This is a genomic window from Brevundimonas sp. EAKA (assembly GCF_000698025.1).
In the GTDB taxonomy this organism is placed as follows: domain Bacteria; phylum Pseudomonadota; class Alphaproteobacteria; order Caulobacterales; family Caulobacteraceae; genus Brevundimonas; species Brevundimonas mediterranea_A.
Genome location: NZ_JMQR01000010.1, coordinates 25,853 through 45,731 on the forward strand (window position 1 = coordinate 25,853; position 19,879 = coordinate 45,731).

At 67.4% G+C, this 19,879-nt stretch carries 14 protein-coding genes and 1 pseudogene; 8 read left to right on the forward strand and 7 right to left on the reverse strand.

From position 1 onward, the window contains the following. The first annotated feature begins 41 nt into the window (after positions 1-41). Genes tmk through ER13_RS02980 form a run of 4 tightly spaced genes read left to right on the forward strand, consistent with a single transcriptional unit; the run spans position 42 to position 3,236 of the window. Entirely contained in the window at positions 42-674 is a 633-nt protein-coding gene (gene tmk, locus ER13_RS02965) for a dTMP kinase (RefSeq protein ID WP_035306287.1), read from the forward strand. After that, a complete protein-coding gene (locus ER13_RS02970) occupies positions 671-1,663 on the forward strand; it encodes a DNA polymerase III subunit delta' (protein WP_035306289.1) in 993 nt (330 codons plus the stop codon). The genes tmk and ER13_RS02970 overlap by 4 nt, the downstream gene beginning before the upstream one ends. Beyond that, complete coding sequence (locus ER13_RS02975) at positions 1,663-2,445, forward strand: TatD family hydrolase (RefSeq protein WP_035306292.1); 783 nt, start codon at positions 1,663-1,665, stop codon at positions 2,443-2,445. Before ER13_RS02970 ends, ER13_RS02975 begins: the two co-directional genes overlap by 1 nt. After that, a complete protein-coding gene (locus tag ER13_RS02980; RefSeq protein WP_035306294.1) occupies positions 2,442-3,236 on the forward strand; it encodes an MBL fold metallo-hydrolase in 795 nt (264 codons plus the stop codon). Before ER13_RS02975 ends, ER13_RS02980 begins: the two co-directional genes overlap by 4 nt. 1,198 nt (positions 3,237-4,434) lie before the next feature. Here ER13_RS02980 and ER13_RS02985 read toward each other — a convergent pair. From ER13_RS02985 to recG, 3 genes are all read right to left on the reverse strand, one after another. Next, entirely contained in the window at positions 4,435-5,118 is a 684-nt protein-coding gene (locus ER13_RS02985; RefSeq protein WP_155988061.1) for a hypothetical protein, read from the reverse strand. 193 nt (positions 5,119-5,311) lie between these two features. Further along, positions 5,312-6,925: an NAD(P)/FAD-dependent oxidoreductase gene (locus ER13_RS02990; RefSeq protein ID WP_035306298.1), complete on the reverse strand. Its 1,614-nt coding sequence runs from the start codon at positions 6,923-6,925 to the stop codon at positions 5,312-5,314. 79 nt (positions 6,926-7,004) lie between these two features. Further along, complete coding sequence (gene recG, locus ER13_RS02995; protein WP_035306322.1) at positions 7,005-9,092, reverse strand: ATP-dependent DNA helicase RecG; 2,088 nt, start codon at positions 9,090-9,092, stop codon at positions 7,005-7,007. 147 nt (positions 9,093-9,239) lie between these two features. Here recG and ER13_RS03000 point away from each other — a divergent pair, with 147 nt between their 5' ends. Continuing rightward, positions 9,240-9,578: a succinate dehydrogenase assembly factor 2 gene (locus ER13_RS03000; RefSeq protein WP_035306301.1), complete on the forward strand. Its 339-nt coding sequence runs from the start codon at positions 9,240-9,242 to the stop codon at positions 9,576-9,578. Then, positions 9,578-13,033 (forward strand): transcription-repair coupling factor, encoded by a 3,456-nt coding sequence (mfd, locus tag ER13_RS03005; RefSeq protein WP_052004772.1) that lies wholly within the window; start codon positions 9,578-9,580, stop codon positions 13,031-13,033. Before ER13_RS03000 ends, mfd begins: the two co-directional genes overlap by 1 nt. Before the next feature lie 578 nt (positions 13,034-13,611). On the opposite strand, the gene ER13_RS03010 is transcribed toward mfd, so the two are convergent. After that, a complete protein-coding gene (locus tag ER13_RS03010; RefSeq protein WP_035306305.1) occupies positions 13,612-14,919 on the reverse strand; it encodes a diguanylate cyclase in 1,308 nt (435 codons plus the stop codon). Between the two features lie 193 nt (positions 14,920-15,112). Here ER13_RS03010 and ER13_RS03015 point away from each other — a divergent pair, with 193 nt between their 5' ends. Continuing rightward, the gene (locus ER13_RS03015; protein WP_052004774.1) at positions 15,113-16,066 is read left to right on the forward strand and encodes a YihY/virulence factor BrkB family protein; all 954 of its coding nucleotides are present in this window, start codon (positions 15,113-15,115) and stop codon (positions 16,064-16,066) included. On the opposite strand, the gene ER13_RS03020 is transcribed toward ER13_RS03015, so the two are convergent. Both ER13_RS03020 and ER13_RS03025 read right to left on the reverse strand, forming a co-directional pair. Continuing rightward, on the reverse strand, positions 16,063-16,305 hold the full coding sequence (locus ER13_RS03020) for a sulfurtransferase TusA family protein (protein ID WP_008260929.1): 243 nt from the start codon (positions 16,303-16,305) through the stop codon (positions 16,063-16,065). The two genes, ER13_RS03015 and ER13_RS03020, sit on opposite strands and share 4 nt — an antisense overlap. Further along, a complete protein-coding gene (locus ER13_RS03025; protein WP_154725520.1) occupies positions 16,302-16,835 on the reverse strand; it encodes a CinA family protein in 534 nt (177 codons plus the stop codon). The genes ER13_RS03020 and ER13_RS03025 overlap by 4 nt, the downstream gene beginning before the upstream one ends. Here ER13_RS03025 and ER13_RS03030 point away from each other — a divergent pair. Beyond that, a complete protein-coding gene (locus tag ER13_RS03030; protein WP_035306310.1) occupies positions 16,834-19,128 on the forward strand; it encodes a spermidine synthase in 2,295 nt (764 codons plus the stop codon). The genes ER13_RS03025 and ER13_RS03030 overlap by 2 nt on opposite strands. A gap of 1 nt (position 19,129) precedes the next feature. On the opposite strand, the pseudogene ispF reads toward ER13_RS03030, so the two are convergent. Further along, a pseudogene (gene ispF, locus ER13_RS03035) lies at positions 19,130-19,861 on the reverse strand (2-C-methyl-D-erythritol 2,4-cyclodiphosphate synthase); the annotation flags it as partial. Positions 19,862-19,879: the final 18 nt, after the last annotated feature.

Here is a 19,879-nt window from a genome sequence, read left to right on the forward strand (position 1 = left end):
ACGGGCTTGCGTCCGGCGGGCCGCGCGCGCCATGAAGGCGCGTGACCCGTGGAAAATTCATCAGCTTCGAAGGCGGCGAGGGCTCCGGCAAGTCGACTCAGGTCGGACGGCTGGTCGAGCGGCTGCAGCCCGTCCTGGGCGATCGCGCTGTGGTGCGGACGCGTGAACCGGGAGGTTCGAAAGGGGCGGAGGTGATCCGCAACCTGGTCGTGGCCACCGACGCCGAGCCCTGGTCGGCCATGACCGAGACCCTGCTGATGTACGCCTCGCGTTCGGACCATCTGGAGCGGACCATCCGGCCGGCGCTGGAGGCCGGCGACTGGGTGGTGTGCGACCGGTTCGCCGATAGCAGCCGGGCCTATCAGGGCGCCGGCGGCGGGGTTGCCCAGAGCTTTATCGAACAGATCGATGCGGGCGTGGTCGGAGACGATCAGCCGGACCTGACCCTGGTGTTCGACCTGCCGGTCGAGGTGGGGCTGGAGCGGGCGTTCGGGCGCGGCCTGTTCGAGACCCGGTTCGAGTCCAAGGGGCTGGCGTTCCATAAGCGACTGCGCGAGGGCTTTCTGAGGATCGTCGAGGCCCATCCGGAGCGGTGCGTGCTGATCGACGCCGTGGGATCGCTGGACGAGGTCGAGGCGCGGGTTTGGCAGGCGGTCCAGGACCGGTTGCTGTGAGCGACGATCATCCCCGCGACCGGTTCGACCTGGTCCCCGACGCTGCGGCGGAAGCGGCCTTTCTGGACGCCTGGGAGCGGGGACGGCTGCACCATGCCTGGCTGCTGTGCGGGGTCGAAGGAACGGGCAAGGCGACCTTCGCCTATCGCGCGGCGCGGCGGCTGCTGGGGGCGGCGGCTGATCCGGCGCGCGGGCCGCTGGGCGCGCGGCGCGAGGATCCGGTCAGCCGGCTGATCTCGGCCCAGTCGCATCCCGACCTGCTGGTGCTGGAACGGCTGGTCGAGGGCGGCAAGACCAAGAAGTCGATCTCGGTCGATCAGTCGCGCGACCTGCCCGAGTTCTTTTCCAAGAGCCCGTCCCAGGCTCAGCACCGGGTGGCGATCATCGATGCGGCCGACGACCTGAACATCAATGCGGCCAACGCCTTGCTGAAGGTTCTGGAGGAGCCGCCCGAGCGGGGGGTGCTGTTCCTGGTGACCCACGCGCCGGGGCGGCTGCTGGCCACGATCCGGTCGCGCTGTCGGCGGCTGAGCTTCCCCATCTGGACGCCGGAGCGGCTGGAGGCCCTGGTGCGGAACCGCACGGGGGCCGAGCCGGAGGAGGCCGAGCATGCGGCGGCCATGGCGGGCGGATCGCCGGGCGCGGCCCTGGCCCTGGCGTCGGGGGCGACCTTCGAGATGGACCAGTTGGCGCGGCGCTGGGTCGAGGGGGATGTGGACCGGGCCGAGGCCCTGGCCATCGCCGACAAGTTCCGGGGCGCGGAAGGCCAGGAGCGGTTCGAGACCCTGATGGACCGGCTGATCGCGGCGGTGCGGATGCAGGCCCTGAGCAGTCCGTCCGGCGCGGCGAACCGCTGGGCCGAGCTTTGGGAGCGGCTGCAGCCCTTGCCGGAGCGGGCGGCGGGGCTGAACCTGGACAAGGCCGATGTGCTGGCCGGGGCGCTGGCGGACCTGAGGCGGGTCCAGGCCCAGCAGGAGCGGATGGGCTGATGCTGATCGACAGCCATGTGAACCTGCACGCGCCCCAGTTCGACGAGGACCGGGACGCGGTGATCGCCCGGGCGCGCGAGGCCGGGGTCGGCCTGATGGTCGAGATCTCCGACAAGCTGTCCACCTTCGAGGCGACCCATGGGATCGCCATGGCCAATGACGACATCTGGTGCACGGTCGGGGTCCATCCGCACGAGGCTAAGGATGCGGCGGACCTGACGGCGGCGACCCTGGTGGAGCTAGCGCAGCGACCCAAGGTGGTGGGGATCGGCGAGTGCGGCCTGGACTTCCACTATGACTTCAGCCCGCGAGAGATCCAGGCGGCGGTGTTCCGACAGCATGTGGCGGCGGCGCGGGAGACCGGTCTGCCGCTGGTGATCCATACCCGCGAGGCGGATGAGGTCATGGGGGCGATCCTGAAGGAGGAGCACGCCGCCGGGCCGTTCAAGATGCTGATGCACTGCTACACCAGCGGGGCGGAACTGGCGAGAATCGCTGCGGAACTGGGGGCCTGGTTCTCGGTTTCGGGGATCGCCACCTTCAAGGGGGCCGAGGATGTGCGGGCGGTGATCCGGGACATGCCGGCCGAGCGTATAATCGTCGAGACCGACTGCCCCTATCTGGCGCCCATCCCGCATCGGGGGCGGCGCAACGAGCCGGCCTATATCAGCCATGTGCTGGACAAGCTGGCCGAGATCCGGGGCTGGAGCGCCGAGGAGGCGGGCCAGAGAACCACCGAGGCCTTCTTCGGCCTCTTTGACCGGATACCGAGATCGGCATGAGCTTCGAAGTCGTCATCCTGGGCAGCGGATCCTCGGGCGGGGTGCCGCGGGGCGATGGCGACTGGGGCGTCTGCGACCCGGCCGAGCCGAGGAACCGGCGGACGCGCTGCTCGATGCTGGCGAGAAAGACCGGGGCGGAGGGGATGACCAACATCCTGATCGACACCTCGCCGGACCTGCGCGAACAGATGCTGGCGAGCGAGACCCGGCATGTGGACGCCGTCCTCTATACCCACGACCATGCGGACCAGACCCATGGGATCGACGACCTGCGGACCTTCGCCACGCGGGCGCGCAAGCGGATCCCGGCCTGGATGGACGAGGCGACCCTGACGTCCCTGTCGCACCGGTTCGATTATATCTTCGAGAGCAAGTTCGGCTATCCGCCGCTGCTGGACGCCCAGGTCATTCCGCCGCACGGGACGGCCTGGTCGGTGGAGGGGCCGGGGGGCGCGATCCCGGTCGTGACCTTCGACCAGGGGCACGGGCCGATCCGGTCGGTCGGCTATCGGCTGGGCGACATGGCCTATTCCAGCGACGTGTCGGACCTGGACGAGGCGGCGATCCGCGCGGTGGCGGGGTGTCAGGTCTGGATCGTCGACGCCCTGCGCTACACCCCCCATCCGACCCATGCCCATCTGGACCGGACGCTGGAGTGGATTGCGGCGGCGGATGTCGAGCGGGCCGTGCTGACGAACCTGCATATCGACATGGATTACAAGGAACTGTCGGCGATTGTTCCGGCGAATGTCGAGGTCGGGTTCGACGGCTGGCGCTGCATGATCGGCTGAGGCCAGTCGGTTTGTCGTAAAAACAGGGTGACAAACCGCCAAACCGCCAAATGCGCCATGGGGCGACTGCTGTGGCGTTAGGATCGGCTGAGGCCGGTCGGTTTGGCGCGAAAACAGGGTGACAACCGTGCCAAAGGCGCCAAAGGCGCCAGGGGCGACGATTGTGGCGTTGATGGGGAGCGGACGGCGCAGGCGGACTGCGGCGCGCGCCCGATGTCAAAGACCGGACGACGAGGCTAACACAGTCTGGATGCGTGGTTGGTCGATGGCGGTTGGGGCGCGTTAGGGTGTTGAAAGTATTAGGTTCAGTTCGGGAAATTAGGAGGGGAGAGCTTCGTTTGCCGTTCTTGGTTCATCTATGCGAACCGCTCTCCTAACATTTGCTTTCAGTAGGGCCGCGCTGGAAAGCGGACGTGCTGGCTGTCTGTTCGGGGTGGGTAGCGGACACGCATATTTTTGCGGTTTCACCCCGCGAAGCTTACTGGAGTCCACGGTATAGCTAGACGGCTTGTCAGGGAGCGGCGACAACGCCAACGCGTAGCGGCCTATCGGCTGGGGGGAAGATGAACTCGACTTGGACAGCTTTTCTTGCCGTGTTCGGCATTGGATCTATTGTCGCTGCGTTGATCGCTCGCGGCGTTGCTATAGCCCAGCTTCGCCAAGCTTGGATAAATGCCCTGAGAGACGATCTGGCAGAAGTCTTCGCGACGTCCGATCGGATCGCCAAATTAGTGCGAGACACAGGCACTACGCTTGCGGGCGCGGCGGATCTGACAGAACAGGCCCATCTATCGATGGCGGCGCATCGGAGAGTTCTCTTGCGGCTAAATCCGTCAGAGTCTTTGCACTTAAGCCTAAAAGGGAAGCTGGACGATCTTGTGAGAGTTGGGAGTCACGACGAATATATCGGAAAGATCGATGACGCCTTGTCGACGGCTCAGACTTTGCTCAAGCGGGAGTGGGAGGTCACTAAGTACGGGTTGTTCGCAGGCTTGGTCAGTTGGCTGAAGATACTGCCTTCGCGAGTTCGGCGGCGATTCGCTGCTCGTTAAGCTTATCGGGGTTCAGAGTCCGCAATGGTCAGTTTGCATCATGGGCTTCAGCGCCGAAACCGGACTTTCAAAGTGCGGCCGACGAGCGGGCGCTCCTGAGTTCGGCAGAGGGTGGGACGCGGACGTCGATATCGGAACTTTCTCCACTAGTCGGAGCGTCGGCTCGCATCAGCGACTGCGTTCCATAACCACGTGACGCTTCCGTCCACGTCGCCGTCCTGCCAACGAATAGTCGCACCCTCCACGATGAGCACGAGGTGGCTGATAAGCACGGAGGCTTCATCCACCAGCCCGTGGATGTGATCATACTGCGGACGCTGCGGCAGAACGTCGAATCGCAGCTCATGAGCTATATTCTCGTCTCGGAACGCCCGGACCAGATTGACACGGTTCGGCTCCTCATTGTTGAGCGTCGTCAGCACCTCGATAAACGCCTCATGTCTTGCAGTGAGGCGATCTCGATTGGCTGCTCCGAGTTCGTTCCAATCCTCCGATTGGCCCAGCAAGAACTCCATTACGCCGGGCTGCTCCATGAGCGTCCGGCAAACCGGAAAACTCATCCGATTTTGGGTTAGGATATTGGGACGGCCTGGCGTGTCAAACACGCGGGCTATCATCATAATCTGGGCATCGAGCGTTGTCCGCTCATACACGTGCGCCGCAGGGGATGCGGGGCTATCAGCTATTTCTTGCCGAGCTTCATGGCGATTGAAAGTGCGCCAGACCGCGTTGACCGCTCGGGCCCAACGTACCGCGTTCATTATCCGCCGCGTGGAGTGGCGTAGTCGATCTACTGCCTCCGCCGGATCATGCGCGGGTTGTCTCGCCATCTCGCCCTCCAAGTTCCGCGCTTCATACGCCTGCCTTTGATCATTCGCCCGATAAGGTTGCTACGGGAGGTTCTGACTTGCAAACTTCCGACTTGGGTCGGGAACTGTCTTAGGCTAGCGGCCGGAAAGCCGATCAGCTCCCTCGGGCGAGGTCCGGATTGTCGCATGATTGCGGCGATGCGCCGCCTTTTGCCTACGCCGTCCCCTCCGCCACCATCGACCGGGCGACGGCTTCGGCCACCTTGATGCCGTCGACGGCGGCCGACAGGATGCCGCCGGCGTAGCCGGCGCCTTCGCCGGCAGGGAAGAGGCCGCGCACGTTCAGGCTCTGGAAGTCGGCGCCGCGGGTCATTCGGATCGGGGATGAACTGCGGGTTTCGACCCCCGTCAGAACCGCCTGGGCGTCGTCGTAGCGGGCGATCTTGCGGCCGAAGACGGGCAGGGCCTCGCGCATGGCGGCGATCACATAGTCGGGCATCAGGGGCGCCAGGTCGGTCGGGCGGACGCCCGGTTTGTAGCTGGGGACGACCTCGCCCAGCGCGGTCGAGGGGCGGCCCGCCAGGAAGTCGCCGACCAGCTGGCCCGGCGCGAAATAGTCCCCGCCGCCGGCCGCATAGGCGCGGGTCTCCAGATCCCGTTGCAGTTCGATGCCGGCCAGCGGGTGGTCGCTCCCGTAATCCTCGGGCGAGATGCCGACCACGAAGCCGGAGTTGGCGTTGCGCTCGTTGCGCGAATACTGGCTCATGCCGTTGGTCACGACGCGGCCGGGCTCGCTGGTGGCCGCGACCACGGTGCCGCCCGGGCACATGCAGAAGCTGTAGACGGTGCGGCCGTTCGAGCAGTGGTGCGAGAGCGTATAGGCCGCCGCGCCCAGATCAGGGTGGCCGGCGCAGGGGCCGAACATGGCCCGGTCGATCCACGACTGCGGATGCTCGATGCGGAAGCCGATCGAGAACGGCTTGGCCTCGATATGGACGCCGCGGTCGTAGAGGGTCTGGAAGGTGTCGCGCGACGAATGGCCGATGGCGAAGACGACGTGGTCGGCCTCCAGCGTCTCGCCGGTGTGCAGGCGCACGCCCCGGAGGGCGCCCTTGTCGAGATCGATGTCCGTGACCCGGTGCTCGAAGCGGTACTCGCCGCCCAGCCGTTCGATCTTCTCGCGCATGGCCTCGACCATGGTCACCAGGCGGAAGGTGCCGATGTGCGGGTGGGCCTCGGTGAGGATTTCCTCCGGCGCCCCGGCCGCGACGAATTCGGTCAACACCTTGCGGGCCAGGAAACGCGGATCCTTGATCTGGCTGTAGAGCTTGCCGTCGGAGAAGGTGCCCGCGCCGCCCTCGCCGAACTGCACGTTGGATTCCGGGTCCAACTTGCTGCTCCGCCACAGGCCCCAGGTGTCCTTGGTCCGCTGCCGAACCACCTTGCCGCGGTCGAGGATGATCGGCTTAAACCCCATCTCGGCCAGGATCAGCCCGGCGAACAGGCCGCACGGCCCGGCCCCGATTACGACCGGCCGCAGGCGCTCGGTCCTGGGCGCAACCGCGACCGGGCGATAGGCGACGTCCGGCGTCGGCGCCACGTGGACGTCGTCCGCAAGGCGGGTCAGCACCGCCGCTTCATCCCTCACCTCGACGTCGAGGATGTAGACTTTCAGAATCGCGGATTTTCTGCGGGCGTCGTGCGCCCGCTTCCATATCGACCAGGAGATAAGATCGTGCGGCGGCACGCCCAGGCGGGCGGCGATCGCGGCGGGCAAGGCCTCCGGCGGGTGGTCGAGGGGCAGTTTGAGTTCTGACAGGCGCAACATCCGGGGCGTTCTAGCCGGTCGAGTCTTTGGATCCTAGGCGCAAGGCCCAGGATGACGGACGTGGGCGTGGGCGTCCCCTTCAATCCGCTCCCGACTTGTGGCCCTTCCAGTCGAACAACTCCTCCAGCACCTGAACCGCCTGACCGCGTTCGGACGCCAGGTCGGGGTCGCGGTTGAGGATCAGGCGGGCGTCGTCGGCGGCGGCCAGCATCAGGGACCGGTGGCGGATCGGGTCGGCGAAACGGTAGGCGGGGAAGCCGCTCTGTTTCAGGCCCAGGGGGTCGCCGCCGCCGCGCAGGCGGAAGTCTTCCTCGGCGATGACGAAGCCGTCCTCGGTGCGGCGCAGGGTCTCGAGGCGTTCCTTGGCGGTTTCTCCGAGAGCGCCGTCCTGGCCGCCGTACAGCAGGATGCAGGAACTGGCCTTCGAGCCGCGACCGACGCGGCCGCGCAGCTGGTGCAACTGGGCCAGGCCGAAGCGGTCGGCGTGTTCGATGACCATGATGGAGGCGTTGGGCACGTCCACCCCGACCTCGACCACGGTGGTGGCGACCAGCAGGGGGAGGCGGCCGTCGGCGAAGTCGGCCATGACGGCTTCGCGCTCGGCGCCGGGCATCTGGCCGTGGGCCAGGCCGACCTCGACCCCCAGCAGGCGGCGCAGGTCGTCGGCGCGGTCGACGGCGGCGGCGAGGTCGATGGCTTCGGATTCGGCGACCAGGGGGCAGATCCAATAGGCCTGGGCGCCGGCGTCCAGCGCCGTCTTCAGCCGGGCGGCGACCTCGCCGATGCGGGCCAGGGGGACGACGGCGGGGGTGACGGGGGTGCGGCCGGGCGGGTTCTCCATCAGGCGACTGACCTCCAGCTCGCCGTACTGGGTCAGCTCAAGCGTGCGGGGGATGGGGGTGGCCGACATGGTCAGCAGGTGGACGGCGCCGAGGCGCGGATCACCCTTGGCCTGGAGCCGCTGGCGCTCGCTGACGCCGAACCGGTGCTGTTCGTCGATGACGGCCAGGGCCAGGCGGTCGAAGCGGACGGCGTCCTGGAACAGGGCGTGGGTGCCGATGGCGACCTGGGCGTGACCGGAGGCCAGGGCTGCCAGTTTCTCGCGCCGCTGGCCGTTGGTGTCGCGGCCGGTGAGCAGGACGGAGGCGACGCCGGCCGCCTCCAGCAGGGGGCCGAGTTTCTCGTAGTGCTGGCGGGCCAGGATTTCGGTCGGGGCCATCAAAGCGGACTGGAAGCCGCTGGAGGCCGCGTCGGCCAGGGCCAGGGCTGCGACGGCGGTCTTGCCCGAGCCGACGTCGCCCTGAAGCAGCCGGCCCATCTGTTTGCCGGAGGCCAGGTCGCGGCGGATTTCGGCGACGGCCTGGGCCTGGGCGTTGGTCAGGGTGAAGGGCAGGGCCTGGAGCAGGTGGTCTGAGGCGGAGCCGGGGGCGATGACGGGCGAGGGCTTGATCTCGCGGGCGCGACGGCGGCGGGCCAGGGCCAGCTGATGGGCCAGGAATTCGTCATAGGCCAGGCGCTGGCGGGCGGGGGCGTCGGGCGTCAGGTCCAGCTCGCCCGCCGGGGCGTGCAGGGCGTCCAGGGCGGCGCGCCAGGACAGCCAGTTCTGCTTCTTCAGCCAGGCGGGGTCCTGCCATTCCGGCAGGTCGGGGGCGGCGGGCAGGGCGGCCTGGACCAGTTTGCGCAGCTGGCGCGAGGTCAAGCCCTGGGTCGCCGGATAGACGGGTTCGGAGGCCGGGATGTCGGCGGCCTTGTCCAGGGTGACGATGTCCGGGTGGACGATCTGGACCTCGCCGTTGAAGCGTTCGACCTTGCCCGAGACCAGCCGGGTCTCGCCGCGCGGCAGCAGCCGGTCGATATGCTGGGGCGAGCCGCCGAACCAGACCAGGTGAACGAAGCCGGTCGCGTCGCTGGCGCGGACCTTCAGCGGGGCGCCGGGGCGGCTGGGGACGAACAGGCGGTCGATGACGATCTCGAAGATCCCGACCTCGCCGTCCACGGCGGTCGCGGCCTCCATGGGCCGGCGCACGATGACGCCCGAGGGGCTGAGGAAGACCAGATCGCGCACCAGCGGCCCCGCCACCTTATGCACCAGGGGCAGGATGCGGGGGCCCACGCCCTTCAGGCTGGAGACCTCGGCGAACAGGGGAAAGAGAATCTGCGGACGCATCGCCGGGAACATAGCGTGACCATGACGGGTGGCGAAGTCCGTTCAGGAAGGCTATCTGCGCTTCTTCCATTCCGGGTGCGCGATCGCGCGCCGCGCGGCGGCTCTCTGCTTGAGCGCACCTGGCATATTCAACGGGCAAGGATCCTTGTGACCGACATCGACGCGCATCCCCAAGACGACAGTGGCGACCAGGCGGCCCTGGAGCGCAAACAGCGGCTGGGCCGAATCCAGTTCCGGTCCTGGCGGCGCGGCTTCCGCGAGGCCGATATGGTGCTGGGCCCCTTCTCGGACCAGGTGGCGCCGACCCTGACGGACGCTGAACTGGACCAGCTCGAGCTGCTGATCGACGAGGAGGATCAGTGGCTCTACGGCTGGATCATCGAACGTGACCCGACGCCGCCCGAGTTCGAGACGCCGGTGATGGCCAAGGTCCGCGCCTTCATGCGCGAGCATGTGGCCGCAGAGGTCGGCAAGGGCATCGGCTGATGGATCAACAGGTCACTGTGCAGCACCGCACCGACGCTGATCTGGGCGGGGCGCCCGAGGGGCTGGACGCCCTGGTCGTCGCCGAGCGGATCAAGGCCAGCGGCGGGGTCGGCGTCTTCGTGGCGCGCGATTATCAGCGGTCGGGCGGGTTTGTTCAGGCGTTCCGCTTCTTCTCGCAAGATATCGAAATTCTTGAATATCCGGCCTGGGACTGCCTGCCCTATGACCGGCTGAGCCCGACGGCGGGGATCGCCGCCCAGCGGATGGCGACCCTGACGCGGCTGGCCCAGCGCAAGACGGGGGACGCGCCGGTTCTGGTGGTCACGACCGTCGGCGCGGCCATGCAGAGGACGCCGCCCAGGTCGGTGACGACCCAGGCGGGGTTCGAGACCAAGGTGGGGCGCGATCTGGATATCCAGGCGCTGGAGCGGTATTTCGCCGCCAACGGCTATGTCCGGGCCTCGACCGTGTCGGAGCGGGGCGAGTTCGCCGTGCGGGGCGGGGTGGTGGATGTGTACCCGCCGGGCTTCGAGGAGCCGGTGCGGCTGGACATGTTCGGATCGGAACTTGAGTCGATCCGCACCTTCGATCCCGAGACCCAGAGATCGACGGGTCAGATGACGGCGGTGTCGCTGGCGCCCGTGTCGGAGGCGTTGCTGGATGCGGAGGCGATTTCGCGCTTCCGCACTGGCTATCTGAAGCTGTTCGGGGCGCCGGGCGACGATCCCCTGTATGCGACCATCAGCGAGGGCGCGCGGCGTCAGGGGATGGAGCAGTGGCTGCCGCTGTTCTACGAGACGCTGGATTCGCTGTTCGACTATCTGCCGGATCAGGCGCAGATCTTCCTCGACAATCAGGCCGAGAGCGCGCGGGCCGAGCGGTGGGACCTGATCGCTGACGCCTATGAGGGGCGGACGGAAGCGTCGAAAACCAAAGGGCACGCGGCGGCCAATCGCGCCCTGCCGCCCCGGTCGCTGTATCTGGACGCCGGCGACTGGAACCAGGCCCTGGCGGGGCGGGCCGTGCGGCGGTTTACGCCGTTCTCGGGCGGCGGCGAGGACGCCGGCGGCCGGCTGGGCCGGACCTTTGCGGCCGAGCGGTCGCAGGACAGCGTCAACCTGTTCGAGGCGGTGGCGGCCCATGCGGCGGCGCTGAAGGCCGACGGCAAGCGGGTGCTGTTCGCCTCGTGGACCGAAGGCTCGTCTGAGCGGCTGGCGACCATGCTGGCCGACCACGGCCTGGATCATATCGTCGCCGTGCGCGACTGGGCTGACGCGCTGGCCGCGCCGAAGGATCTGTATCTGCGCGGCGTCCTGCCGGTCGAGCATGGGTTTGCGACGGATGATGTCGCGGTCATTTCCGAGACCGACATCCTGGGCGACCGACTGGCGCGGCCGCGCAAGAAGCGGCGGGCCTCGAACTTCCTGGCCGAGGCCTCGGCCCTGACCACTGGCGACCTGGTGGTGCACCTGGATCACGGTATCGGGCGGTATGAGGGGTTGAAGACGCTGGAGATCCAGCAGGCGCCGCACGACTGCCTGGAGCTGTTGTACGCCGGTGAGAGCAAACTCTATCTGCCGGTTGAAAACATTGATCTTCTGACCCGGTACGGCACGGACGCCGATGGGGTGCAGCTGGACAAGCTGGGCGGCGCCGGCTGGCAGGCGCGCAAGTCAAAGGCCAAGGAGCGCCTGCGGGCCATGGCCGAGGGGCTTATTGCGCTCGCCGCCAAGCGGGCGCTGCGCGAGACCGACGCGGTCGTGCCGCCGCCGGGCCTGTTCGCCGAATTCTGCGCCCGCTTCCCCTATGAGGAGACGGACGACCAGCTGAACGCCATCGGCGACGTGCTGGAGGATCTGGGCAAGGGCACGCCGATGGATCGTCTGATCTGCGGCGACGTCGGCTTCGGCAAGACGGAGGTGGCGCTGCGGGCCGCCTTCGTCGTGGCCATGACGGGGCAGCAGGTGGCCATTGTGGCGCCGACGACCCTGTTGGCGCGTCAGCACTACAAGACCTTCACCGAACGGTTCGCCGGCTGGCCGGTCAAGGTGCGGCAGCTGTCGCGGATGGTCGGGTCCAAGGAGGCGTCAGAGACGCGGGCGGGGCTGAAGGACGGCTCGGTGGAGATCGTCGTCGGCACCCATGCGGTGCTGTCCGAACAGGTCGGCTTCCGCGACCTGGGCCTGGTCATCGTCGACGAGGAGCAGCATTTCGGCGTCAAGCACAAGGAGAAGCTGAAGTCGCTGCGCGCCGACGTTCACCTGCTGACCCTGACCGCCACGCCGATCCCGCGCACTCTGCAAATGGCCCTGTCGGGCATTCGCGAGATGTCGATCATCGCCACCCCGCCGGTCGATCGTCTGGCGGTGCGGACCTATGTGACGCCGTGGGATCCGGTGCTGGTGCGCGAGGCCCTGCTGCGCGAGAAATATCGCGGGGGTCAGGCCTATTATGTCGCGCCGCGCCTGAAGGACCTGCCAGCCATCGAGAAATTCCTGCGCGAGCAGGTGCCCGAGGTGAAGTTCGTCGTCGGCCACGGCCAGATGTCGGCGACCCAGCTGGAGGAGGTGATGAGCGCCTTCTACGAGGGGGAGTACGACGTGCTGGTCTCGACCACCATCGTCGAGAGCGGGCTGGATATTCCGACGGCCAATACGCTGGTCGTGCACCGCGCCGACATGTTCGGCCTGGCGCAGCTGTATCAGATCCGGGGCCGGGTCGGCCGCTCCAAGGCGCGGGCCTTCGCCTATCTGACCACGGACGCGGTGAAGCCGATGACCCTGTCGGCCGAGCGGCGGTTGCAGGTCTTGCAGTCGCTGGACAATCTAGGCGCCGGCTTCCAGCTGGCCAGCCACGACCTGGACCAGCGCGGCGGCGGCAATCTTCTGGGCGACGAACAGTCGGGCCATATCCGCGAGGTCGGCGTCGAACTGTACCAGCAGATGCTGGAAGACGCGGTCGCCGAGCTGCGCGAGAAGGGCGAGGGGGCCAATGTGGATCGTGGCTGGTCGCCGTCGATCAACGTCGGGGCTTCCGTCCTGATTCCAGAGGAATACGTCCCGGACCTGAACGTCCGTCTCAGCCTGTATCGCCGCCTGTCCGACGCGGAACAGGCCGAGGATCGCGAAGCCCTGGCCGCCGAACTGATCGACCGGTTCGGCCCCCTGCCGGACGAGGCGCAGCAGCTTCTGAAGATCGTCGGCATCAAGTCGAACTGCCGTCGGGCCTGTATCGAAAAGATCGACATCGGGCCGAGGGGCGCGGTGCTGACCCTGCGCGACAACAGCTTCCCCAATCCCATTGGATTGGTTGGACTGATTCAGAAGAACCAGGCCTTCTGGAAGATCCGGCCAGATCAGAAGATCGTGGTGTCGGGCGACTGGCCGACGGCGGAAGAGCGGCTGAAGGTGGCGGAGCGGATCACGGCCGATCTGGCGCGGGTGGCGGGGGCGTAGGCCCCGCCGCAGTGCGTTCTATCAACCGGACGTCGGCGTTCAGCGTTGTGGGATTTTGCTTTCAGCCGTTTGGACAAACTCGTTCCATTTGGCGTCAGTTTGTGGCGTCCGGGACAACACAGATGAGAAATTCTCTGCCGCACTATCGCACCCGCTGCGAATGCGGTCGGCCCATGCACGCAGTTCGGTTCTAGACTTTGCGCTAGCTCGGAATGAGCGGATGAGGTCCGCCTCGAACTGATCAGTGCTCGCTTCCATGACTGCTATAGGATCTTCACCTTGTGGGATTGCTATGGTGTCTTGCAGGATGAGAGCCGATTGCCAACGCTGCAACTGCTGCTCATTCAATCGCCATCCATAGGCCGCACAGGTACTAAACCAGCCTCGGAGATGTCCGAGTTCAGCAAACGAAGTAGGGGCTTCGCTCGCGGGATGTGCCTGAAGTAGGATTGCTAGTGCAGCTGCTGCTATCATGACTTCTCTCTTCTAGGCAGGTGCGGGGCGCTTATTCTATTTTGTCTGGCGGTAAACAGCTAGCATTCCGCACATCGTCGGAACATCAGGCATACAGTCGACTCCTACCGCGTCTTGTCGAACAGATCGGCGGAGGCGCGTTCCAGCAGGGCGGCGGCGCTTTCGTTCGGCTGCATCTCGGCGGCGCCCACGTCGAATTCGGCGACGAAGGGGGAGCGGTCGGGACCGGCGTCGAAGGCGGTGCAGCCGATGACGGCGGCGATGCGCTCCGCCGCCAGGCGTGCGGCCTCGCCCCGGGTCGCCGGCAGGGCCAGGGCGAAGACTTCCTTGGCCAGGCGGGCGGGCGTGTCCTCGACCCGGACCAGCCGCGAGACCATGGCGCCGATCTGAGGCATGGCCCGATCCAGCCAGCCGCCCTGCCGCGCCCCGGCCACGGCCTCGTTCTCCTTCACGCGCAGCACGCAGACCGACAGGGGGCGGCGACGGGCGCGTGAGGCGTCGGCGACGCGCGCCAGATGGGCGGCGAACAATTCAGGCGTGAACAGGCCGGTCGAGGCGTCCATTTCCGCCAGCGCCCGGACCGAATCCAGAGCCTTGCGAATGGTCAGATGACGTCGGTGAGACCCCGCCAGGGCCAGAAGCCGCTCGGCCGTCTCATCCTCGGGCGTGTCGGCGGTGGCGACGTCGGCGAAGCCCCGATTGAACAGTTCGTCGAGACCGATCTCGTTGCCGTCCCGGAGATAGAGCATCAGGGGAATGTGGTAGAGGCGGGGGTTGGGCTTCAGGCCCGAGGCGATGGACAAGGCCGGGGCGTTGTCCTTGGCGCCCCACAGGACGGCGGCGTCGAACGGACTTTCGTGCAGATAGTCGAAAGCGGTGTAGGGGGTGGGCGCAGCGACGACCTCGACGCCGGAGGCGGTGAGGGCGTTGGACAGGGCCAGAAACCGGCGCTCGGCCACGCCGGCGGCCAGGACGCGCAGCGGCGCCCGTTCGTCGCCGCCGGCCTCAAGATCAATGCCGCGAGCGGCGAAGGTGGCGCGGCGCAGATGGAATTCTTCTTCGGCTATCGCGGCGCGGGTCATCTGCTCCAGCCTCAGCGCCGCCTGGGCGGGGTGGGGCGGCAGCGTCACGGCCAGATCCGCGTCCATGACGGAACCGCGCGGCGCGCCGACAACCATGATCGGCAGACTGCGCGGCTCGGCCGCAGACCGCAGCCGCGCCACGACGTCGTCGGTGAGCGAATCGAAATCGACCACGGCGGCGTCCAGCGGGAAGTCCTGCAAGACAGCCTCGGCCGACGTCAGGTCGCGAGCGGTGACGGTGGTCCAGCCGAGGGCGTCCAGCCCAGCCACCAGCGGCCCGAGCCGACCGTCCTGGGCCGCCAGGATCAATACACGCGCATCGAAAGCCAAGTTGGTCGTCTCCCCCGGACGTCGCAGCGCCCATAGCCCCTTGAAGGCCGCGGGACCATAGCGATGCGTCCCTTAACGAAGCAATGTCTTGGCGTGGGGCGACGGGGAAAAGTGGGGCTCGCGCGGATGGTGTTTTCCTTGCCGATGGAATGGTCTAGGTTTCGCCGCCTGTTCAACGGTTGTGGGAACCGGCTTGAGTGATCACCTGACCCGATCGGTACTGAAGGCGCCTGGATTCTGGGGCGGTCTTTCGGTGCGCGCCTTCACCCGCAGCTGGGGGCGTGACGTCATGCTCTACACCGGCGGCGTGTCATTCTTCGCCCTTCTGGCCGTGTTTCCCGCCATCGCCATTCTGATCGGTTTCTACAAGCTGGGTCTGTCGATCAATGAGGTCAGCGCTCAGGCCGCCGCCCTTTCGGACCTGTTGCCTCGGGCGGCCCAGACGATATTCCGCGATGAGATCGCCCGGTTGAGCAATGCTTCTGCGCGGACGATCTCGACCCAGAGCGCCTTTGCATTGTTCGTCGGCGCCTATGCTGCCCATCGTGGATTCAAGGCCTTGCTGGCGGGCCTTAATCTCATTCATGATGAAACCGAGCCGCACGGCTTCTTCAAGTTCAACCTTCTGGCCTTCTTCGTCGCCGTCTTCGCCTTCGCGCTTTTCACGGTCGTGTCAGGCGCTGTGGTGACGGCCCGAATCCTGGCCCATACGGCGTCGCCGATGACGGACCAGTTCGATGGCGGTTTGCTGCCGCTGGACGCCTTCCTGCCGGCGCTTGGCCTCGCGGTCGGCCTGACCCTTTTGTACCGCTACGCCATGAGCCACAGGTCGCCCGTCGCCTGGCTGCCGGCGATCACCGGCGGGCTGGTGGCCACCCTGATGTCGGTGATCTCGTCCTGGCTTTGCGCCATCTATGTGGAGCAGATCGCGCCCCTGGGAGCGACCTACGGGTCTGTGGGCGCGGTGGTGGTGCTGCTGATCTGGCTGTCGTGGAACGTCAACGCCATCTTCTACGGCGGCGCCTTCGCCACCGAGATGGAGATTGCGGCCAAGGCCGATGCAGCCGCCAAGGCTCAAACCCCGACGGTTCCCGCCGATGTGGTCGATCTGGCGGAGGGGCGGGCCAGTCGCCGGTCGCGCTCCTAACCCGCCTCGACCGTAAGGCGAATCACGCCGTCCACCTCGTCCGCGGCGATCACGCGGCCGTTCTTCTGGGTCATCAGAAAGGGCACGTCGATCCGCGCCATCGGGTCGGTGGCCAGCAGGATGAAGCGACGCCCCGGCGCAGCGCCCTCCATCGCCTTCATCAATCGAAGGCTGGGCGTCGGGCAGACGTGGCCGCGCGCATCGACGACGGAGGCTTCAACCTCTTGGAGGTCGGTCACGACGCCAGGCGGTCGGCCAGCAGGGACAGGGCGATCCGGACGCTGGCCAGACGGATCGCGTCGCGGCCGATGTCGCCGAATCGTTCCTGGCGATGGATCAGGCCGCCGGGTCCCTGAGCGGCGAAATGGACCAGTCCGACCGGCTTGTCGTCCGAGCCGCCGCCGGGGCCGGCGATCCCGGTGACGGCCACGCTGACGGCGGCGCGCGAATGGGCGACGGCGCCCTGGGCCATGGCCCGCGCGGTCGGTTCGGACACGGCGCCGTGGGCGATCAGCGTGGCCTCGGGCACGCCCAGCATCTGCTGTTTGGCGTCGTTGCTGTAGGTGACGAAGCCCCGGTCCAGGGCGGCGGACGAGCCGGGAACGGCGGTCAGGGCGGCGGCGACCAGACCGCCGGTGCAGCTTTCGGCTGTGGCCAGCATCAGCCCCCGCGTGGATGCGGTTGCGACGATCTGTTGCGCCAGGCGCTGAATGTCTTCGGGGAACATGATCTTTTCATAGGCCGCGAGTCCCGCTCTAACCAGAGCCATGACCAATGTCGCCGAGGCTCCTGTTCTCCCCCTCGACCGGCCCGCCCGCGCGACCGCGATCCTGTTCGCCGTCGCCGTCGCCGTCTTCACCTCTGCCTGTCTGGTCTTCGTGGTGCAGCCGATGGCGACCAAGCTGATCCTGCCGACCCTGGGGGGATCGCCGTCGGTGTGGAATGCGGCCATGGTCTTTTTTCAGACGGCGCTGCTGGCCGGCTATGGCTACGCCCATCTGCTGCAACGAATCGGATCGATGCAGCGACAGGTGGCGGTCCATCTGGGTCTGCTGCTGATCGCGGCCTTGTTCCTGCCGCTGCGGATCAGCGGCCTGCTGGGCGATCCTGATCCCTCGGCGCCGACCCTGTGGATGCTGGCGACCCTGACCCTGTCGCTCGGGGCGCCGTTCGCCGTGCTGTCGGCGACCGCCCCGCTGTTGCAGGCCTGGTATGCGCGGGCCAGCGCCGGGCGGGCGGGGCGCAGCGATCCCTATGTGCTCTACGCCGCCTCGAACCTGGGCAGTTTTCTGGCCCTGCTGGCCTATCCGGTCCTGATCGAGCCCCTGGTCAGCCTGTCGGCGCAGCGGTGGGGGTGGAGTCTCGGCTACGGTCTGTTCGTGCTGATGGTTGTGGGGCTGGGCCTTGTCGTCTGGCGTCGGCGGGAGACTGTTGCGGCCGAGCCCGCCCCGCTGGCGGCCGGACCGCGCATCGCCTGGCGCGAGAAGGGGCTGCTGATCCTGCTGGCGGCGGCGCCGTCCAGCCTGATGCTGGGAGTGACGGCGCACCTGTCGACCGACGTGGCCTCTGCGCCCTTCCTGTGGGTCATTCCGCTGGCGCTCTATCTGCTGACCTTCGTCATCGCCTTCCAGGCGCGGCCGATCATCCCGTTGCATCTGACCCTGGCGATCCAGGCGGGGACCCTGGCGGCCTGCGCCGCCCTGGCGGCGTTCCGGACGACGGAGTGGCTGTTCGTCTTCGGGGTCAATCTTACGGCCTTCTTCTTCACGGCCCTGATGTGCCACCAACGGATGGCTGAGCGTCGTCCCGCGCCGGGCCGGCTGACGGAATTCTATCTGCTGCTGTCGCTGGGGGGCGTGCTGGGCGGGGTGTTCAACGCCCTGATCGCGCCCGTCGTGTTCGACATGGTGTGGGAATATCCACTGATCCTGGTGGCCGTAGGCCTGTTGCGGCCCTGGGGGCGGCGCGAGATGCGATCGTGGGAGATCATCTGTTGCGTCGTCGGCGTGCTGATCGCCGTGGCGGGGCCGCTGGGCCTGGCCCTGGTCCGCTATGCGCCTGACATCCGCGCTGTCGTGCCGGACCATGAGCTGGTGCGGATCGCCCAGGCGGTGCTGGGCGTGGCGGCCCTGTTCGCCTTCCTTTTGAGGGATCGGGCGATGATGTTCACCGTGGTCATCGGGGCCATGGTCTGGTCCGGCTATCATGTGGCGCGCGGTTATGACTGGGTGCTGACCGAGCGGAGCTTCTTCGGGGTGATGCGGGTGGCCAGCACGCCGATCGAAGGCCTGGATGGACCGGTCCATGTGCTGATGCACGGCACCACCCTGCACGGCGCCCAGGCGCAGGCGGCGCGGTATCGCTGCATGCCGACCCTCTATTACGCCACCTCCACCCCACTGGGTCAGGCGGCCCTGATGACCCAGGCCGGACGGCCGGATGGGGCCGTCATCGGCGTGGTGGGGCAGGGATCCGGGGCCATGGCCGCCTACAAGCGGGCCCAGGACCGAATGAGCTTCTTCGAGATTGATCCGATGGTGGACCGCCTGTCGCGCGACCCCCGCTGGTTCAGTTTCATCAACGGCTGCGCCGAGGGACCGGTCCGGACGGTTTTGGGGGACGCGCGGCTGACGATGGGACGGGAAGCGCCGGGCAGTTATGACCTGCTGATCATCGACGCCTTTTCGTCCGATGCGGTGCCGACCCATTTGCTGACAGTCGAGGCCATCGCCGGCTATCTGCGACTGCTGAAGCCCGAGGGGGTGGTGGTGTTGCACCTGTCGAACCGGAACCTGGAGATCACCCTGCCGGCCGAGGCGGCGGCGGCGGCCCTGGAGGCGCCGGCCCTGCATCAGATCTATATCGAACGGCGGGACGCCGCCTCCATGTCTGAATCCTCGACCGAGGCGCTGATCGTCGGCAAGAGCGAGGCGGCCCTGGCGCCCTATCGCCAGGATCCGCGCTGGCGCACTCTGGAGGCGACCGGGGTGCGGCCGTGGACCGACGACTATGTCAATCTGTTCGGAGCCCTGGTCCGCCAGATGCAGTACGCGGTCCGGTAGTTCAGGCGGAAACGGGCGTCTCGACCGTCGCAACCGCCTGGGCGGCCAGGCCTTCCCCCCGGCCGGTGAAGCCCAGACCCTCGGTCGTGGTGGCCTTGACGCTGACGGCGTCCAGCGGGAGCGCCAAAAGGCCGGCGATCCGTTCGCGCATGGCCTGGCGGTGCGGCTTCACCTTGGGGCGTTCGCAGATCAGGGTGACGTCAACATTGACGATCCGACCGCCGCGCGCGGCGACAAGCTGGGCGGCGTGCAGCAGGAAGAGGTCGGAAGACGCGCCCTTCCACTTCGGATCGGTCGGCGGGAAGTGATCGCCGATGTCGCCCTCGGCGATGGCGCCGAGAAGCGCGTCGGTCAGGGCGTGCAGACCGGCGTCCGCGTCGGAATGGCCGATCAGTGTCTGGTCATGCGGCACCTCGATCCCGCAGAGCCAGACCGAACCGCCCGGACCCCAGCGGTGGACGTCATAGCCGGAGCCGATCCGGGTCTGGTAGCGGGTCTGTTGCGACAACAGGGCCTCGGCCATGGCGAAATCCTCGGGATAGGTCAGTTTCATCAGGCGGGGATCGCCCTCGACCAGGGCGACGCGGCCGCCGTGGCGTTGGACGACCGCGGCTTCGTCGGTCGGTGCCTCGGTTCCGGTCCAGGCGGCGTAAGCGGCCTCTATCGTATCGCGCCGGAAGGCCTGAGGCGTCTGGGCCCGCCACAGGCCGTCGCGTTCGACGACGCCCGCCATCAGACCTGTCTCTTATCC